15 protein-coding genes are annotated in these 14837 nt (G+C 60.9%); 7 read left to right on the top strand and 8 right to left on the bottom strand.

Going from position 1 to position 14837, the window contains the following annotated elements; translation table 11 throughout:
• Positions 1-5: 5 nt before the first annotated feature.
• The 3 genes from AC1RBR_RS16595 to AC1RBR_RS16585 form a co-directional block, all read right to left on the bottom strand.
• Positions 6-671 carry a CoA transferase subunit B gene (locus AC1RBR_RS16595; RefSeq protein WP_003226176.1) on the bottom strand — a complete coding sequence of 222 codons (666 nt, stop codon included), beginning with the start codon at positions 669-671 and terminating at the stop codon, positions 6-8.
• Positions 672-695: 24 nt separating this feature from the next.
• Positions 696-1394, bottom strand: a complete 699-nt coding sequence (locus AC1RBR_RS16590) for a CoA transferase subunit A (protein ID WP_253151160.1) — start codon at positions 1392-1394, stop codon at positions 696-698.
• 150 nt (positions 1395-1544) lie between these two features.
• Positions 1545-2516, bottom strand: a complete 972-nt coding sequence (locus AC1RBR_RS16585; protein ID WP_492563214.1) for an IS110 family RNA-guided transposase — start codon at positions 2514-2516, stop codon at positions 1545-1547.
• A 371-nt stretch (positions 2517-2887) separates the two neighbouring features.
• On the opposite strand from AC1RBR_RS16585, the gene AC1RBR_RS16580 reads away from it, so the two are divergent.
• Complete coding sequence (locus AC1RBR_RS16580; RefSeq protein WP_456020077.1) at positions 2888-3763, top strand: LysR family transcriptional regulator; 876 nt, start codon at positions 2888-2890, stop codon at positions 3761-3763.
• Between the two features lie 107 nt (positions 3764-3870).
• On the opposite strand, the gene AC1RBR_RS16575 is transcribed toward AC1RBR_RS16580, so the two are convergent.
• From AC1RBR_RS16575 to AC1RBR_RS16560, 4 genes are all read right to left on the bottom strand, one after another.
• A complete protein-coding gene (locus AC1RBR_RS16575) occupies positions 3871-4713 on the bottom strand; it encodes an NAD-dependent protein deacetylase (RefSeq protein ID WP_492565607.1) in 843 nt (280 codons plus the stop codon).
• Positions 4714-4864: 151 nt separating this feature from the next.
• Complete coding sequence (locus AC1RBR_RS16570) at positions 4865-5911, bottom strand: class I SAM-dependent methyltransferase (protein WP_492565605.1); 1047 nt, start codon at positions 5909-5911, stop codon at positions 4865-4867.
• A 310-nt stretch (positions 5912-6221) separates the two neighbouring features.
• Positions 6222-7523, bottom strand: coding sequence for an ATP-binding protein (locus AC1RBR_RS16565; protein ID WP_492565603.1), 1302 nt, complete (start codon positions 7521-7523; stop codon positions 6222-6224).
• Positions 7520-8260: a response regulator gene (locus tag AC1RBR_RS16560; RefSeq protein WP_095136604.1), complete on the bottom strand. Its 741-nt coding sequence runs from the start codon at positions 8258-8260 to the stop codon at positions 7520-7522. Before AC1RBR_RS16560 ends, AC1RBR_RS16565 begins: the two co-directional genes overlap by 4 nt.
• 296 nt (positions 8261-8556) lie before the next feature.
• Here AC1RBR_RS16560 and AC1RBR_RS16555 point away from each other — a divergent pair, with 296 nt between their 5' ends.
• From AC1RBR_RS16555 to AC1RBR_RS16540, 4 genes are all read left to right on the top strand, one after another.
• Positions 8557-8820: a DUF2790 domain-containing protein gene (locus AC1RBR_RS16555; RefSeq protein ID WP_204895863.1), complete on the top strand. Its 264-nt coding sequence runs from the start codon at positions 8557-8559 to the stop codon at positions 8818-8820.
• A 26-nt stretch (positions 8821-8846) separates the two neighbouring features.
• Complete coding sequence (locus AC1RBR_RS16550; RefSeq protein ID WP_492565601.1) at positions 8847-10058, top strand: cytochrome c biogenesis protein DipZ; 1212 nt, start codon at positions 8847-8849, stop codon at positions 10056-10058.
• Positions 10059-10308: 250 nt separating this feature from the next.
• The gene (locus AC1RBR_RS16545; protein WP_492565599.1) at positions 10309-10581 is read left to right on the top strand and encodes a DUF4242 domain-containing protein; all 273 of its coding nucleotides are present in this window, start codon (positions 10309-10311) and stop codon (positions 10579-10581) included.
• A gap of 27 nt (positions 10582-10608) precedes the next feature.
• Positions 10609-11421 carry a class I SAM-dependent methyltransferase gene (locus AC1RBR_RS16540; protein WP_492565597.1) on the top strand — a complete coding sequence of 271 codons (813 nt, stop codon included), beginning with the start codon at positions 10609-10611 and terminating at the stop codon, positions 11419-11421.
• A 137-nt stretch (positions 11422-11558) separates the two neighbouring features.
• Here AC1RBR_RS16540 and pcsA read toward each other — a convergent pair whose 3' ends face one another.
• Positions 11559-12281 carry a phosphatidylcholine synthase gene (pcsA, locus tag AC1RBR_RS16535; protein WP_115985091.1) on the bottom strand — a complete coding sequence of 241 codons (723 nt, stop codon included), beginning with the start codon at positions 12279-12281 and terminating at the stop codon, positions 11559-11561.
• Positions 12282-12531: 250 nt separating this feature from the next.
• On the opposite strand from pcsA, the gene AC1RBR_RS16530 reads away from it, so the two are divergent.
• Entirely contained in the window at positions 12532-13287 is a 756-nt protein-coding gene (locus AC1RBR_RS16530; RefSeq protein WP_492565595.1) for a tellurite resistance TerB family protein, read from the top strand.
• A 165-nt stretch (positions 13288-13452) separates the two neighbouring features.
• Positions 13453-14832: an iron-containing redox enzyme family protein gene (locus tag AC1RBR_RS16525; protein ID WP_492565593.1), complete on the top strand. Its 1380-nt coding sequence runs from the start codon at positions 13453-13455 to the stop codon at positions 14830-14832.
• The last annotated feature ends 5 nt before the right edge of the window (positions 14833-14837 follow it).

Here is a 14837-nt window from a genome sequence, read left to right as displayed (position 1 = left end):
ATTCCTCACTGGGCAGCGAACTGCATTTCCGGTACGTGATCCGGGACGATCAGTTTACCAGCGGTTTTGGCGACGATTTCCTCGACGCTGACGCCAGGTGCGCGTTCCTTGAGGACAAAAGCGCCATTTTCGATTTCCAGGTAGGCGAGGTCGGTCAGCACCCGCTTGATGCAGCCGGCGCCGGTCAGCGGCAGGCTGCACTTGGCCAACAGTTTGGACTCACCGTCCTTGGAGGCGTGGGTCATGATCACGATGATGTTGTCGGCGCCCGCCACCAGATCCATCGCGCCGCCCATGCCCTTGACCAGTTTGCCGGGAATCATCCACGAGGCGATGTTGCCTTCGACGTCGACTTCGAACGCGCCTAGCACGGTCAGGTCGACATGTCCGCCACGGATCATCGCGAAGGATTCGGCGGAGTTGAAAATCGATGCGCCGATGCGCGCGGTCACGGTCTGTTTGCCGGCGTTGATCATGTCGGCATCGATGGTGTCTTCAGTCGGAAACGGACCCATGCCGAGCAGACCGTTTTCCGATTGCAGCATGACTTCCATGCCTTCGGGAATGTAGTTGGCGACCAGGGTCGGAATGCCGATGCCGAGGTTCACGTAGTAGCCGTCCTGCATTTCGCGGGCGACGCGCTGAGCCATTTGTTCGCGGGTAAGTGCCATGTTTTTATTCTCCGTCAGCCTGAATTATTTGCGGATGGTGCGCTGTTCGATGCGCTTTTCGAACGTGCCGCAAATGACCCGATCGACGTAGATGCCGGGGGTGTGGATCTGCGACGGATCCAGCTCGCCGGGCTCGACGATTTCTTCGACTTCGACCACGGTGATCTTGCCGGCGGTGGCCGCCAGCGGGTTGAAGTTCTGCGCGGTGTGACGGTAGACGACGTTACCGAAATGGTCGGCTTTCCAGCCTTTGACGATGGCGAAGTCGCCGGTGATGGACTCTTCCATCAGGTACTTGCGCCCTTTGAATTCACGCACTTCCTTGCCTTCGGCGACCGGGGTGCCGACGCCGGTGGCGGTGAAAAAGGCCGGGATGCCGGCGCCGCCTGCGCGCATTTTTTCCGCGAGGGTGCCTTGCGGGGTCAGGATGACTTCGATGTCGCCCTTGAGCAGTTGCTCTTCGAACAGTTTGTTTTCGCCGACGTAGGAGGCGATGACCTTGCTGATCTGGCGGTCGGTCAGCAGCACACCGAGGCCGAAACCGTCGACGCCGCAGTTGTTGGAAACCACGGTGAGGTCGCGGGTGCCCTTGCGCTTGATCTCGGCGATCAGGTTTTCCGGGATACCGCACAGGCCGAAGCCGCCGGCGATCACAGTCATGCCGTCTTCAAGACCCGCCATGGCTTCCTCGTAGGAACTCACGCGCTTGTCGAAACCTGCCATATGCACCTCTTTTATTGTTTGTCGGGCGGCTGGCTAGCCGAATGACTGGAGTGTCTCGCTGGAGGATATATTTGTTAAGTTGATTTTTAAGGTTGATTAATAGATAAAACTCAATAGCTGGTGTTTTCCCTGTAGATACCGTCTTGCCCCTTACCGGGCAAGTGCCAATTTCGGGTCAAATGGTTGGCCCGATTTGAGCACTCCGTAAACGAAGTGCAGCAACTTGCGCATGGCTGCACAGATGATCTGTTTGGGCGCCTTGCCATTGGCCTTCAAGCGTTCCTTCATGGCGATGATCGCCTCGTTGTGCTTCAGCGCTACCAGGCCTGGCATGTACAGACCCGCGCGGACGCGAGCCGATCCGATCCTGGAAATCACTGTTCTGCCTTTGAGCTTTCCCGAGTCCTGCAGCTTTGGGTTCAACCCCGCAGCAGCGACCAGTTTGCGAGGGTCGTCATATTTGCGCAGGTCGCCCAGTTCGGCCAGCAGCCGCTCAAGGGTTTTCTGCCCGATACCGTCGATGGTCACGATCAAGTCGCGCATCTGGCGCATGTCCGGATCATCGTCGATGTGTTTCTTGATCGCTTTGTGCGTTTCAGCGATCTCTTTTTCGATGTGGCGCAGAACGGAGTTGATCGAGTCTTTGACCTTTTCGTCGGACACATCCAGACGATTGAGCTCCATCTGTTCCATTTCCTGAAGATCATCCAGCCGACGCACCATCGCCTTCAGTTGGCGGTATTTCAGTGGCTCCGGTGCCCAAAGCTGAAGCTTTTCAGCCTTTTCCCGAGCAAAATCAGCGATCAGTTTGGCGTCGCTTTTATCGGTTTTGATCCGGCGTAACTCGCTGTCGGCGTAAGCATGGGTCGTGGCCGGATTGACGACACAGACCCGGTAACCCTTGCTGTAGACGAACTCGGCAAGTTCCAGGTGATAGATGCTGGTGGCTTCCATCACGATCAAGGCTGTAGGCTCGACCTGCTTGTTCAACCAAGCTTCAAATTCTTTGAAACCCTTCGAGTTATTAGGCAGCTTGGCCTTGGTTTTGTGCTTGCCGTTCGGCAAGTGCGTGGCGATATCAAAGGTATTTTTAGCGACATCGACACCGACGAAACTGGACATGACTGTCTCTCCATTGATCCGTTTTCGATCATCACTGCACTCTGTCCAACCTTGCGAATGCGAGCTCTCGCCAGAGACGGGCCCAAGATACCGTTCGAACTATATGAGTGAGTGTGGAGGGCTGGAGCACGATCTACATCACAGGCAAAAAGCCTAAGGAGCTGCACGGCTTCCAAGTCCCTCCCTCGATGATCAGTCGAGAACTATCGCTCCTGACGGAGCGATAGTCGAGATACAAGGAGCTGCCGCAGGCTGCGATCTTTTGATTTTGTTTTTTAAAGATCAAGATCAAAAGATCGCAGCCTGCGGCAGCTCCTACAGTGGGAACGGCGTTGATCCGAGGCAGTAGCAAGAACGGTAAGGTATCCAGTATGACCATCAAACAGATCCGTGCTTTCCTCGCTGTGGCCCAGAGCCTGAGCTTCGCCGTGGCCTGCGAGCGTCTGCACCTGTCGCAATCGGCGCTGAGCCTGACCATCAAGGCGCTGGAGGAGGGGCTGGGCGGGCGGTTGTTCAGTCGCAATACTCGTAATGTGGCGCTGACCGCCGAGGGCGAATCGCTGCTGCCGCTGGCCCGGCGTCTGATTGCCGACTGGGACAACGCCGAAGACGAAATGCGTCAGCGCTTCAGCCTGCAACGCGGGCGGGTGACGCTGGCGGCGATGCCGTCGTTTGCCGGCAACCTGCTGCCGCCGATTCTCAAGACCTTTCGCGCGCGCTATCCGAACGTCAACGTGACGGTCAACGATGTGATCAACGAGCAAGTGCTGGAAATGGTCCGCGACCGGCACGTTGAGCTGGGTGTGGCGTTCGAACCGATGCAGAACACCTCGCTGACGTTCACTCCGCTGTACATCGATCGCTTCGTCGCAGTGGTGCCGCAGGATTCCACGTTGGCCGAGCGCATGGAGATCGACTGGCAGACCCTGCTGCAGGAACCGTTCATCACCCTGCAACGGCCGTCGACGGTGCGGGTAATGCTCGAAGAGCACTTGCAGGCCCGGGGCATGAAACTGCCGGTGGAGTTCGAGAGTCATCAACTGGCAACCGTCGGGCGCATGGTCGCCAGCGGACTGGGGGTGAGTGCGGTGCCGGCGTTGTGTGCCGAGCAGATGCAGGAGCTGGGCGCCTGTTGCCTGACCTTGAATGATTCGGTGGAGCGGGCGATTGGTGTGCTCACGGAGCCGGGCAATGAGCTGTCGGCAGCGGCGCAGGCACTGTTCGACATCCTCAAAGCCGAACACTGATCCTGTGGGAGCGGGCTTGCTCGCGAAGGCGGGGTATCATTCGAGGAAAGTCTTGGCTGAAAGGACGCTTTCGCGAGCAGGCTCGCTCCTACAGGGGAATCAGCGGTTCAGGACGTCAGGCGTTGCACCAGCAACGGCAGCAGCTGTTCGCATGACGCCTCGATCTTCAGATCCAGCAGATCATCGGCGCGAGTCTTGCCCAGATTGATCGCCAGCAACGGCTTGCCGCGATCGGCGATCACCCGGCACAGACGAAATGCCGAATACGCCATCAGCGACGACCCCACCACCAGCAATCCCGCAGCATTTTCTGCCGCCGCCATGGCCCGTGCTGCCGTTGGCTGCGCCACGTTCTCACCGAAAAACACCACGTCCGGCTTCATCCGCTCGCCTGCGCAATAAGGGCATTGCGGTGTCTGAAAGCGCGCTTCGAAGGCCGGGTCGAGCAGGGTATCGCCGTCCGGCGCCTGCACCGCGTCGACCCCGGCCAGGTACGGATTCTGCTCGACCATCCGCTGCTGAATGTCATCGCGCGCGCTGCGCTGGCCGCAATCCAGGCACAGCACCCAGTGCAGGCTGCCATGCAGTTCGATCACGTTCTGACTGCCGGCCTGATCGTGCAGGGTGTCGACGTTCTGCGTGATCAAGTCGCTGATTCGCCCCTGGCGCTGCAACTCGGCCAGTGCTGTATGCGCGGCATTGGGCCGCGCCTGACGCACCCGCGGCCAGCCAAGCATGGCCCGCGCCCAGTAGCGGCGACGGGATTCCGGAGCGGCGAGAAATTCCTGATACATCATCGGCTGCCGGCCCCGGCGTACACCCTCACTGTCGCGGTAATCCGGGATGCCCGACGGCGTGCTGATGCCCGCGCCGGTCAGCACCACAAAGCCGCCATCGGCGATAGCCTGGTGCAGGGTGTCGAGGTGTTCGCGGGTCGGGCTGTCGAGCATGGTCAGCACTCCGGGGAGGACGATGCCCGCAGGTTAGCATTAACCGTGTGGAGGGAGCTTGCTCCCGCTGGACTGCGCAGCAGGCCTGTTTTCAGGGTCGCTACACAAACCGACGGGAGCAAGCTCCCTCGCCACAGGTGATAGCGGTAATTTACTTGCGCGCCTCCAGTATCAGATTGAACGGCGTCTGCGTCGCCCGGCGAAAATGCTTGAACCCGGCCTCGGTAAACACCTTGCGCAAGCGCATTTCACCAGCCTGCGCACCCAGCCCCAGGCCAACTTCCTGCGACAGCGAATTCGGCGTGCAGATAAAGGTCGAGGCCGCGTAGAACAGGCGTCCGACCGGGGTGATGTTGTCGTCCAGCGCATCATTGGCAAACGGCTCGACCAGCAGCACCGTGCCGTCGTCCTTCAATGATTCGAACGCATGCCGGGCCGCGCCGACCGGGTCGCCCATGTCGTGCAGGCAGTCGAAGTAACAGATCAAATCATAGTCGTCACCGGGGTAGCTTTTGGCGGTGTTCTGGAAGAATTTCGCCCGGCTGCTGACGCCACCCTCTTCGGCGCGCTGGGTGGCGACGCTGATCGACGGTGCGTGGTAGTCGAAACCGACGAAGCGCGAGTTGGGATAGGCCTGGGCCATGATCACCGTCGAGGCGCCGTGGCCGCAGCCGATGTCGGCGACTTTGGCGCCTCTTTCGAGTTTGGCCACCACGCCGTCCAGCGCCGGCAGCCATTCCGCGATCAAGTGACCTTTGTAGCCGGGGCGAAAGAAACGTTCGGTGCCGCTGAACATGCACGGATGATGATCGCCCCAGGGCAGGGCGCCGTTGCCGCGCATGGCTTTGACCAGTTTGTCCTTGTCGTGGAAAAACGAGGCCACCACACCGAGTCCGCCGGCGACGTACACCGGCGAGTCTTCCACGGCCAGTGCCAGCGCTTGCTCTTCCGGCAACCGAAACTGACCATCGTGATGTTCCATGTAGCCGGACGCGACATGCGCGCTGAGCCATTCGCGCACCAGACGCGGGTTGCAGGTGGTTTTTTCGGCGAGGGCTTGCGGGGTGACCGGTTGACTGTCGGCCATCGCCCGGTACAGCCCTAGCTCTTCGCCAACGATGACATTCGCCAGCATCGCGGCGCCGCCCATGTCGTTGACCAGCTTGCCCATGAAAGCGTTGAGTCTTGTTTCGTCCATCACGAGTGCTCCTGATACAGGATCACCGTCCGGTGGCAAAACGTTGTCGAGGCATGGGCCGCAGGGCGGTGGTCACAGAAGTGGGCAGGGCACAGCAGACGTCGTCCTGCATTCCCCCTCGACTGGGTTATGAGTCAGTCTAGCCGGGCTGGGGCAAGATGCAGTGTTTGTGCCCTGTGCAAATTTCAATGTGGGAGCGGCGGTACGAAGATTCGACTTGCTCGCGAACGCGGTGTGACAGTCGATGCATCAGGGGCTGATACACCGCTTTCGCGAGCAAGCCCGCTCCCACAGGGGATTGGTGTGGGGGTCAGCGCAGGGGCAATTTCAACTCCGCGCACAGGCCTCCGCCCTCGCGGTTGCTCAGGGTCAGCGAGCCACCGAGGGCCATGGCCAGTTGCTGGGCGATCGCCAGGCCCAGGCCGGTGCCGCCAGTGCTGCGGTTACGCGAGTTTTCCACCCGGTAGAACGGTTGCATGACCTGTTGCAACTCGGCTTCGGCAATACCGGGCCCGCGATCGAGGATTCTGATGCAGAGACCGTCGTCGGTGTCGACCTGCAACTGCGCCGCGCCGGCGAATTTCAGTGCGTTATCGGTCAGATTCACCAGCACCCGGCGCAGGGCCTGAGGGCGGGTATCGATCACCGCGGCGCTCTTGCCGCTCAGCTGCACGTCCTTGCCCATGTCCTGATAGTCGAACACCAGACTGTCGAGGAACGAGTCGAGGTCGGTACGCCGGCTTTCCTCGGTCGAGCCGTGGATGCTGCGAGCATACGCCACGCCCTCGCGCACCAGATGTTCCATCTCGCCGAGGTCGTTCCACAGTTTGTCTTTCTCGACCGAGTCGTCCATGAACTCTGCGCGCAGCTTCATGCGGGTGATCGGGGTTTGCAGGTCATGGGAAATCGCCGCCAGCAGTTGCATGCGCTCCTTCAGATACGCGGCGATGCGCGCCTGCATCGCGTTGAAGGCCCGGGCGGCGTAGGCCACCTCGGTCGGGCCGTGTTCGTCGAGCATCACTGGATGGGCATTGGGGTCGAGGCTTTCCACGGCGTTGGCGAGGCGGACGAGGGGGCGGATCGCGATGCGCACCGCCAGCCAGGTACAGGCGATCAGCAGCGCCAGTTGCCCGAGCAATACCCCCGGCAGCCACGGCGACAGGGGAGGCATGGCCGGGCGCACATCGATGGTCAGCGGGCTGCCGTCGCTGAGGCGCAAATGCCCCTGAAAGTGTTTTTTCTCCTCGCGGAACCGGGTGAAGGTCAGCGGGTAGGCATCACCGATCGCGGCGCTGATCGAGGTACCGGCTACCGGCATCTCGCCCGCGTCCAGCGGCTCCCCCGGTTCACCCTCGCTCAGCAGATAATTGTAATTGGCCCGAGCCAGCCGGGTGAGCCAGGCGGGACGTTCCTCTGCGGGCAAGCGGTCGAGAATCGCAATCGACGTCGAGACGTCGTTTTGCAGATTGTTGAGCATGGTGCTGCGGGCGCTTTGATAGCGCTCGTAATACTGCGCGCCAAACGACAGGCCCTGGGCGAGGATCAGCCCGACCAGAAAGATCAGCGACAACCGCGAAGCCAGGGTGCGCGGCCAATGCAGCTTGAGGCTCATGCCGAGGCCCCGAGGATCTCCACCGGCAGCGAGAACACATAACCCTCGCTGCGCACGGTCTTGATGTAGGCCGGCTCACGTGCATCATCGAGCAGGCGTTGGCGCAAACGGCTGACCAGCAGATCAATCGAACGGTCGAACAGATCGGCTTCGCGGCCTTGGGTCAGGTTGAGCAATTGATCACGGCTGAGCACCCGCTGCGGATGATCGAGAAACACCCGCAGCAAGCGATATTCGGCGCCACTGAGGGCGACCAGCGTGCCGTCATTGTCCAGCAGATGCCGGGCCGAGGTGTCCAGTTGCCAACGGCCGAAGGCCAGCAGCCGGCCGCTTTCGCTGACCACCAGATTCGGCGGCAGCATCCGTGTGCGCCGCAGCACCGCGTTGATTCGCGCCAGCAGTTCGCGAGCGGCGAACGGCTTGGTCAGGTAATCGTCGGCGCCCATTTCCAGGCCGATGATGCGGTCGGTTTCATCGTTGCGCGCCGTAAGCATCAGCACCGGCGTGGCCTTGTGTTTGCCCACGCGCAATTCGCGACACAGCTGCAGGCCATCGTCGCCGGGCATCATGATGTCGAGCACAATCAGGTCAACGGTGTTGGCTTCGAGAAAACTGCGCATCTGCCGGCCATCGGCGACCACAGTGGTGCGCAGACCGTTCTTCTTCAGGTAATTGCCGACCAGCTCGCGAATCTCGCGGTCGTCGTCGACGATGAGAATGTGATCGACATGTTCCATCGGTGCAGAACCTCTATCAAAGGGCAATGCGGTGCAGTCTATCGAGCCTGCGCCGGCTTGCCTGCCCGGGTTTGTATTGCAGTGTATCTGGCGCCGTGACGGATACATACACACGCAAAAGCGCGATTTTTTCAGGGTTTTGTATCGCTGTGTATCTCCGGGCGGCAGAGATACACAGCGATTGATAGCGACCGTTTCCTGACACAGACGCGATACCTCAAGCGCTTCAAATAGGCTCCATCGAGGCCCACACAGCTTGCCTCGGCTCAACCCATACAAGCCCTGAGGAAACCATCATGACGCACAAAACCGTAGTCGCCGCCTGCCTGTTCGCCGCCCTGAACATCTGCACCCTGTCGGCCCGCGCCGAAGCCGATGTCAGCCCGCACACCTACACCTACGGCACGCACCTGGACATCCAGAAAGTGCTGTCGATGACCGAGGACAACTCGGTGACCTGCGGCATTATCGATGCGCGCATGACGTACCTGGATTCGGCCGGAAAAACCCAGGTGCTGGATTACCGCAAATTCGCCGATGGCTGCAACAACGAGAACTGAGTGAGCCCTTTTTCGGAGTGAAGCTTATGTACTTGATCGCATTTGTCGGCGGTCTGCTGACCGTCCTCAGCCCGTGCATCCTGCCGGTGGTGCCGTTCCTGTTTGCCGGTGCGCAGCGCCAGCGCTCGTCGATCCTGCTGACTCTGGTTGGCATGGCGCTGACCTTTGCGCTGATTTCCAGCCTGGCGGTGGTCAGCAGCGAATGGGTGATTCAGGCCAGTAATTCCGGACGCCACGTCGCGTTGGGGGTGATGGCGCTGTTCGCCCTGTCGCTGATCTCGGCGCGGGTCGGCGACTGGCTGGCGCGACCGTTTGTTTGGCTCGGCAATCGCCTCGACCCCGACATGCGCAAGAAGTCCGGGCCGCTCACCTCGATCATGCTCGGCGTGGCCACAGGTTTGTTGTGGGCACCGTGTGCGGGGCCGATTCTCGGAGTGATCCTCACCGGCGCCATGCTGCAAGGTGCCAACGCGCAGACCAGCCTGCTGTTGCTGGCTTATGGCGCCGGCAGTGCATTGTCGCTGGGGATTTTGATTTTTGCCGGGCGCGGGCTGGTCAACCGGCTCAAGCCGTCGATTCCCTTCACCGGCTGGCTGCGCCGTGGCGCCGGGGTTGCGGTGCTCGGTGCAGCGGCGCTGATTGCGACCGGCACCGACAAAACCCTGTTGGCCGGCACCTCGTCCGAAGGCCTTGCTGGCGTCGAGACCCGCGTGCTGCAGAACGTACCGAAAGTGCTCGATTACCTGGTCAGCAAAGTCCGCGCGGACTCGCCGATGGAGACAGGCCAGGGCAGCATGCCGTCGCTGTCCGGAGCGGTGCAATGGCTCAACTCACCCGCGTTGAACGCTGAGGATCTGCGCGGCAAAGTGGTGCTGGTGGATTTCTGGACTTACGACTGCATCAACTGCCAGCACACCCTGCCGTACGTTAAAGAGTGGGAGAAAAAATACGCCAAAGACGGTTTGCTGGTGATCGGCGTGCACGCCCCGGAATACGGCTACGAACGGATCATCGAAAACGTCAGGGAGCAGGTGCAGAAACTCGGCATCACTTACCCGGTGGCGATCGACAACAACTATGCGATCTGGCGCCATTTCGACAATCAGTACTGGCCGGCGCATTACCTGATCGATGCCAAAGGGCAGGTGCGTTACAGCCATTTCGGCGAGGGCGGCTACCAGACGCAGGAGCAGATGATCCGTCAGTTGCTGGAGGAGGCCAAGGCACCGGCGGCGTAAGTGTCGAAACCCGACAACGGCTCACAGGTCGCGATTCGTGAGCCATTGTTCGTCCGACCTGATTGCCCGCGTGCCATGGCAATCCCGAAAGTGTTTCGAGGCCTTTACAAAAAGCCGCCATTCATCGGCCCGGCCGCGGTTTTCCGGGCTCTTCGGACGATTGGCAGGGACGCCATCGCCCCTCGGCGCGATAGTGCACAAGCAGGGCCACTGCCGACCCTGTCGCTGATAAAAAGAGCGCGAGGTTGCCATGCCGAAATTCGTGATTGAGCGCGAGATTCCAGGGGCCGGAAAGCTGTCGGAGCAAGAACTCAAAGCCGTGTCGCAAACCTCCTGCCAAGTGTTGCGTGAACTCGGGCCAGAGGTGCAGTGGCTGCAGAGTTACGTCACGGCCGACAAAATCTATTGCGTCTACATCGCCCCTGACGAAGAACAGGTGCGCGAGCACGCCAGGCTGGGCGGGTTTCCGGCCAACAGCGTGGCGCGGGTGACGACGGTCATCGACCCGACCACGGCCGAGTGAATTTCTCCAACCTGCGGAGCACGATTGATGAGTACTCCCATTGATCTGACGGCTTTGAAAGAGCGCCAGAAAGTCGCCTGGGCCAGCGGCGATTACGCCGTGATCGGCACCACCTTGCAAATCGTCGGCGAAAATCTCGCCGAGGCTTGCGACCTGCGCTGTGACGAGCAGGTGCTGGACGTTGCCGCCGGCAACGGCAATGCCACACTGGCGGCGGCGCGACGTGGTTGTCAGGTGACCTCCACCGACTATGTGGCGGCGCTGCTGGAGCGGGGACAGGATCGGGCACGGGCCGAGCATCTGGATGTGATTTTTCAGGTCGCCGATGCCGAAGCGTTGCCGTTCGCCGATGAGAGTTACGACGCGGTGCTGTCGACCTTCGGCGTGATGTTTGCCCCGGATCAGGCGACTTCGGCGGCGGAACTGGCGCGGGTCTGCCGAAGGGGCGGACGCATCGGTCTGGCGAACTGGACGCCGGAAGGCTTCGTCGGCCAGATGTTCAAGGTTCTAGGTCGCCACGTCCCGCCCCCCGCCGTGGCCCAGCCGCCGTCGAACTGGGGCACCGAAGCGTGGCTGCACAGCCACTTCGATGAGCGTGAATTTCTGCTGCAAGTGACCCGCCGCACCTTCAATTTCCGCTATCGCTCGGCGGCGCACTTCATCGACATTTTCCGCCACTGGTACGGGCCAGTGCACAAGGCCTTCGCGGCATTGCCACCGGAAAGCGGGCAGGCGCTGGAGAGTGATCTGGCGGATCTGCTGACCCGCTCGAACCGGGTGGGAGAGAAGTCGCTGGTGGTGCCGAGCGAGTATCTGGAGGTGGTCATCACCAAACGCTGAATGTTCAGAATCATGCCAAACCTCTGTGGGAGCGGGCTTGCTCGCGAATGCGGTGGGTCAGCAGACAGAGTTATCGACTGGACAGACTCATTCGCGAGCAAGCCCGCTCCCACAGGTTTTGGGTATGGTGATCGGGCCTATTTGAGGTGCGCCCCATCAACCCATTCCAGCGCCGTACGCCAGATACAGATCCCCAGAAAGTACGCCGACGCCAGCAGCCACAAACCCATCACCAGCGGATTGATCACCGGGTGGTTGAGCACCAGCGACAGGCTGCATAGCAGCCAGATGGCCGTCACCGCGATGTTGATCGGCATGAACCGGCGTACGCGGAACGGGTGCAGGAATTTCATGCGGGTTACGGTCAGCAGCGCCAGACCGATGATGGTCAGAAAGGTGATCCACGGCCCCGGGTCGATGATGTACAGGCACAGGGCAACCACGTTCCACGCGGCGGGGAAGCCGACGAAATAGTTGTCCTTGCTTTTCATGTTGACGTTGCAGAAACAGAACAGCGACGACACCAGAATCAGCGATACGCTCAGCAGCAGGGTGTAGTCGGGCAGGGGAATGTAGCGATAGATGAACAGCGCCGGAATGAACACGTAGGTCAGATAATCGATCACCAGATCGAGGATCGAGCCGTCGAAACTCGGCAGCACCGACTGCACATTGACCTTGCGCGCGAGTGCCCCGTCGAGACCGTCGACGATCAGCGCCACGCCCAGCCACATCAGACAGTGGGTCGGCTGGTTCTCCAGCAAGGCGAGGGTCGCCAGAAAGGCAGTGACCACGCCGGTCGCGGTAAAACCATGGGCGCCCCATGCTTTGAGCCTGGCGATGTGTACGGTCGATATCACAGGGGCGTTCTCCAGAAAAATGAAGCATGCCGGGTATCACCCTCGGGCAAAGGGCGCCGGCAAACCGGGTCGGGGTTGCAGCTATCGACCGGTTTGGCCGGGATAAGGTTCACCACCTTTGAATCTTAGCTGGCCGCTCGAAAAATACCTCGGCGAAATCTGCCAGCGTCAGCCAAACGGTGCTGGCGCGCCAGCGTCGGCAGTCTATTGTTGCCTGACGCATGTATTGCCAATGGCTGAGGACGAGATCATGAACACCAGCGATTTGCTCGAACAACTGCTGCGGGGCCAGGCCTCGGTGGGACAACAAGGTGCTGGCCCGGCCGCCGGTGGGCTGGGTGGATTGGGCGGCTTGCTTGGCGGTCTGCTGGATGGCGGTGCAGGCTCCGGCGGTAGAGCGGCGCAGTCCGGTGGGCTGGGCGGTTTGCTCGGTGGCCTGCTCGGCGGCGGTAGCGGTGGTGGCCTGGGCGGTGCACTTGGCGGAGCACTCGGTGGCGGTACGCAAAACCGTTCCGGCGGCACCAATTACGCGGCGCTGGCCTCACTGGGGATGATGGCGTTCCAGGCGTATCAGGCCTGGCAACGCAGTCAGGCCTCAGCCGCACCACAACAGATCCCGCCAACCGCAAATCTGCTGGCCGGGCCCGAAGTCGAAGAACACAGTCATGCTGTGCTGCGGGCGCTGATCGCCGCAGCCAAGGCTGACGGTGAGATTGACGCCCGGGAACGGCAGATGATCGATGAAGAGATTGGCAAACACACCGACGATCCACAATTGCAGCAATGGTTTAACGCTGAAGTTGCCAAACCGCTGGACGCCAACGAAGTCGCCACGGTTGCCAACGGCGACCTGGCCATGGCCGCCGAAATGTACCTGGTCAGCGTGATCCTCGTCGACGACCAACAAAAAGCCGAACGCAACTATCTGGACGAACTCGCCGCTGCGCTGCAGATCGACCCGGATTTAAAGGTGCATCTGGAGGATCAGGCCAAAGGTCAGGCCTGAAGTACCGTCAAAAATCGCGGTCTCGGGCAGCCCGTGCCGAGACCGCGATGCTCCGTCCGTCAGGGCAATTTTCATGTCGATTGAATTTTTCTCCGTAGCGGTTGCTCTGCTGATGTAGAGGCGTGAAACAACGCCCTGACCGGCCAACCGAACGAGAACACTGACATGACTGCCCTGACCCCTCTGCAGGCGCCGAGCGCGCAGCAACAGCCCATCACTACCGACGGCGATCTGCGGCGTATTTATGAGGCACTGCTGCTTGAGGATGCGCCTGAAACCCTCGCGCAGGATTTTCTCGCCGAGCAGTTGCAACGTGCCGCGCTGTTGCCCGAAGAACTTCCGCAGGATCCGTCGGCGTGGCAAGGCTGGGTCGCCGGGCACTGCACAGAAGTTGCCCGGCAGTACGCCGATTACCTGCAACAGCGCCAGGCCGGCGGACCGCGCCAGTTCTTCAGCAACAAAGCCCATGCGCTGTACTTTCTGCAAGCAGTGGCGCCGACCAAACTGGTCGATGGCGCGTGGCTGTACGGTTTGTTGGCGCAGTGGCGCGACCCGCGTTTCGACGGGTTGCTGTGTACCTATCTGGAGGAACTCGGCGACGGCAATCCAGCGCAAAACCACGTGGTGATCTACCGCAAACTGCTCGCTGAGCACGGTTTGCAGGACGCCAGCGCGATCGCCGATGAACGCTACCTGCAAGGTGCCCTGCAACTGGCACTCGGCGCCTGTGGCGAAAGCTTGCTGCCGGAGGTGATCGGCTACAACCTCGGCTACGAACAATTGCCGCTGCACTTGCTGATCAGTGCCTATGAACTCAGCGAGTTGGGCATCGATCCGTACTACTTCACCCTGCATGTGACCATCGACAACGCCAGCACCGGCCATGCGCAAAAAGCCGTGCAGTCGGTGCTCGACCTGCTGCCGCTGGAAGCCGATCGCGACGAATTTCTGCGCCGGGTATCGCTGGGCTATCGACTCAACGATCTGGGGAAGGGCAGTCGCGCGATCATCGAAGGTTTTGATCTGGAGCAGGAAGTGCTGGCGATGCTTGAGCGCAAACGCCCGTTCGGTCAGCACATGCACTCCGACTACTGCCGTTTCGAAGGCAAAACCGTCAATCAATGGCTGGCCACGCCCGAGCAACTGCCCGGATTTCTTCAGGCGATGCAGGACAAGGGCTGGATCAAACGCAACGAAGATCCGCAAGCCAGCCGTTTCTGGCAACTGATTGACGGCGACGGTGCGGCGATGTTCGGCGTGTTCAGTCCGTATGAAAAGCAGCTGCTGCACGACTGGATTGCCGGCGACTGGACGCCATCCGACCAACGCAAAGCACCACGACGCAGCCGTCAGGTGGCCACCCCGGACGCCGCCGTGCCCGAACACGATCCCGATGTGCAGCGCCTGATGTCTGCCCTGCAAGGGCAGGACGGACACGCGCAAATGGCGACGCTGATCCCTTGGTTGGCACCGGCCCGCCATGCCCACCCGGCGGGGCTGCTGGCGACACGTCGGTTTATCGAACTCAAATCCAGTCTGCGCTAAGGAAA

It is taken from the genome of Pseudomonas sp. GW823-FHT01D03 (assembly GCF_058798255.1).
The sequence above is the reverse complement of the archived record's forward strand: the minus strand, read 5'-3'. Positions and strand labels throughout refer to the sequence as shown.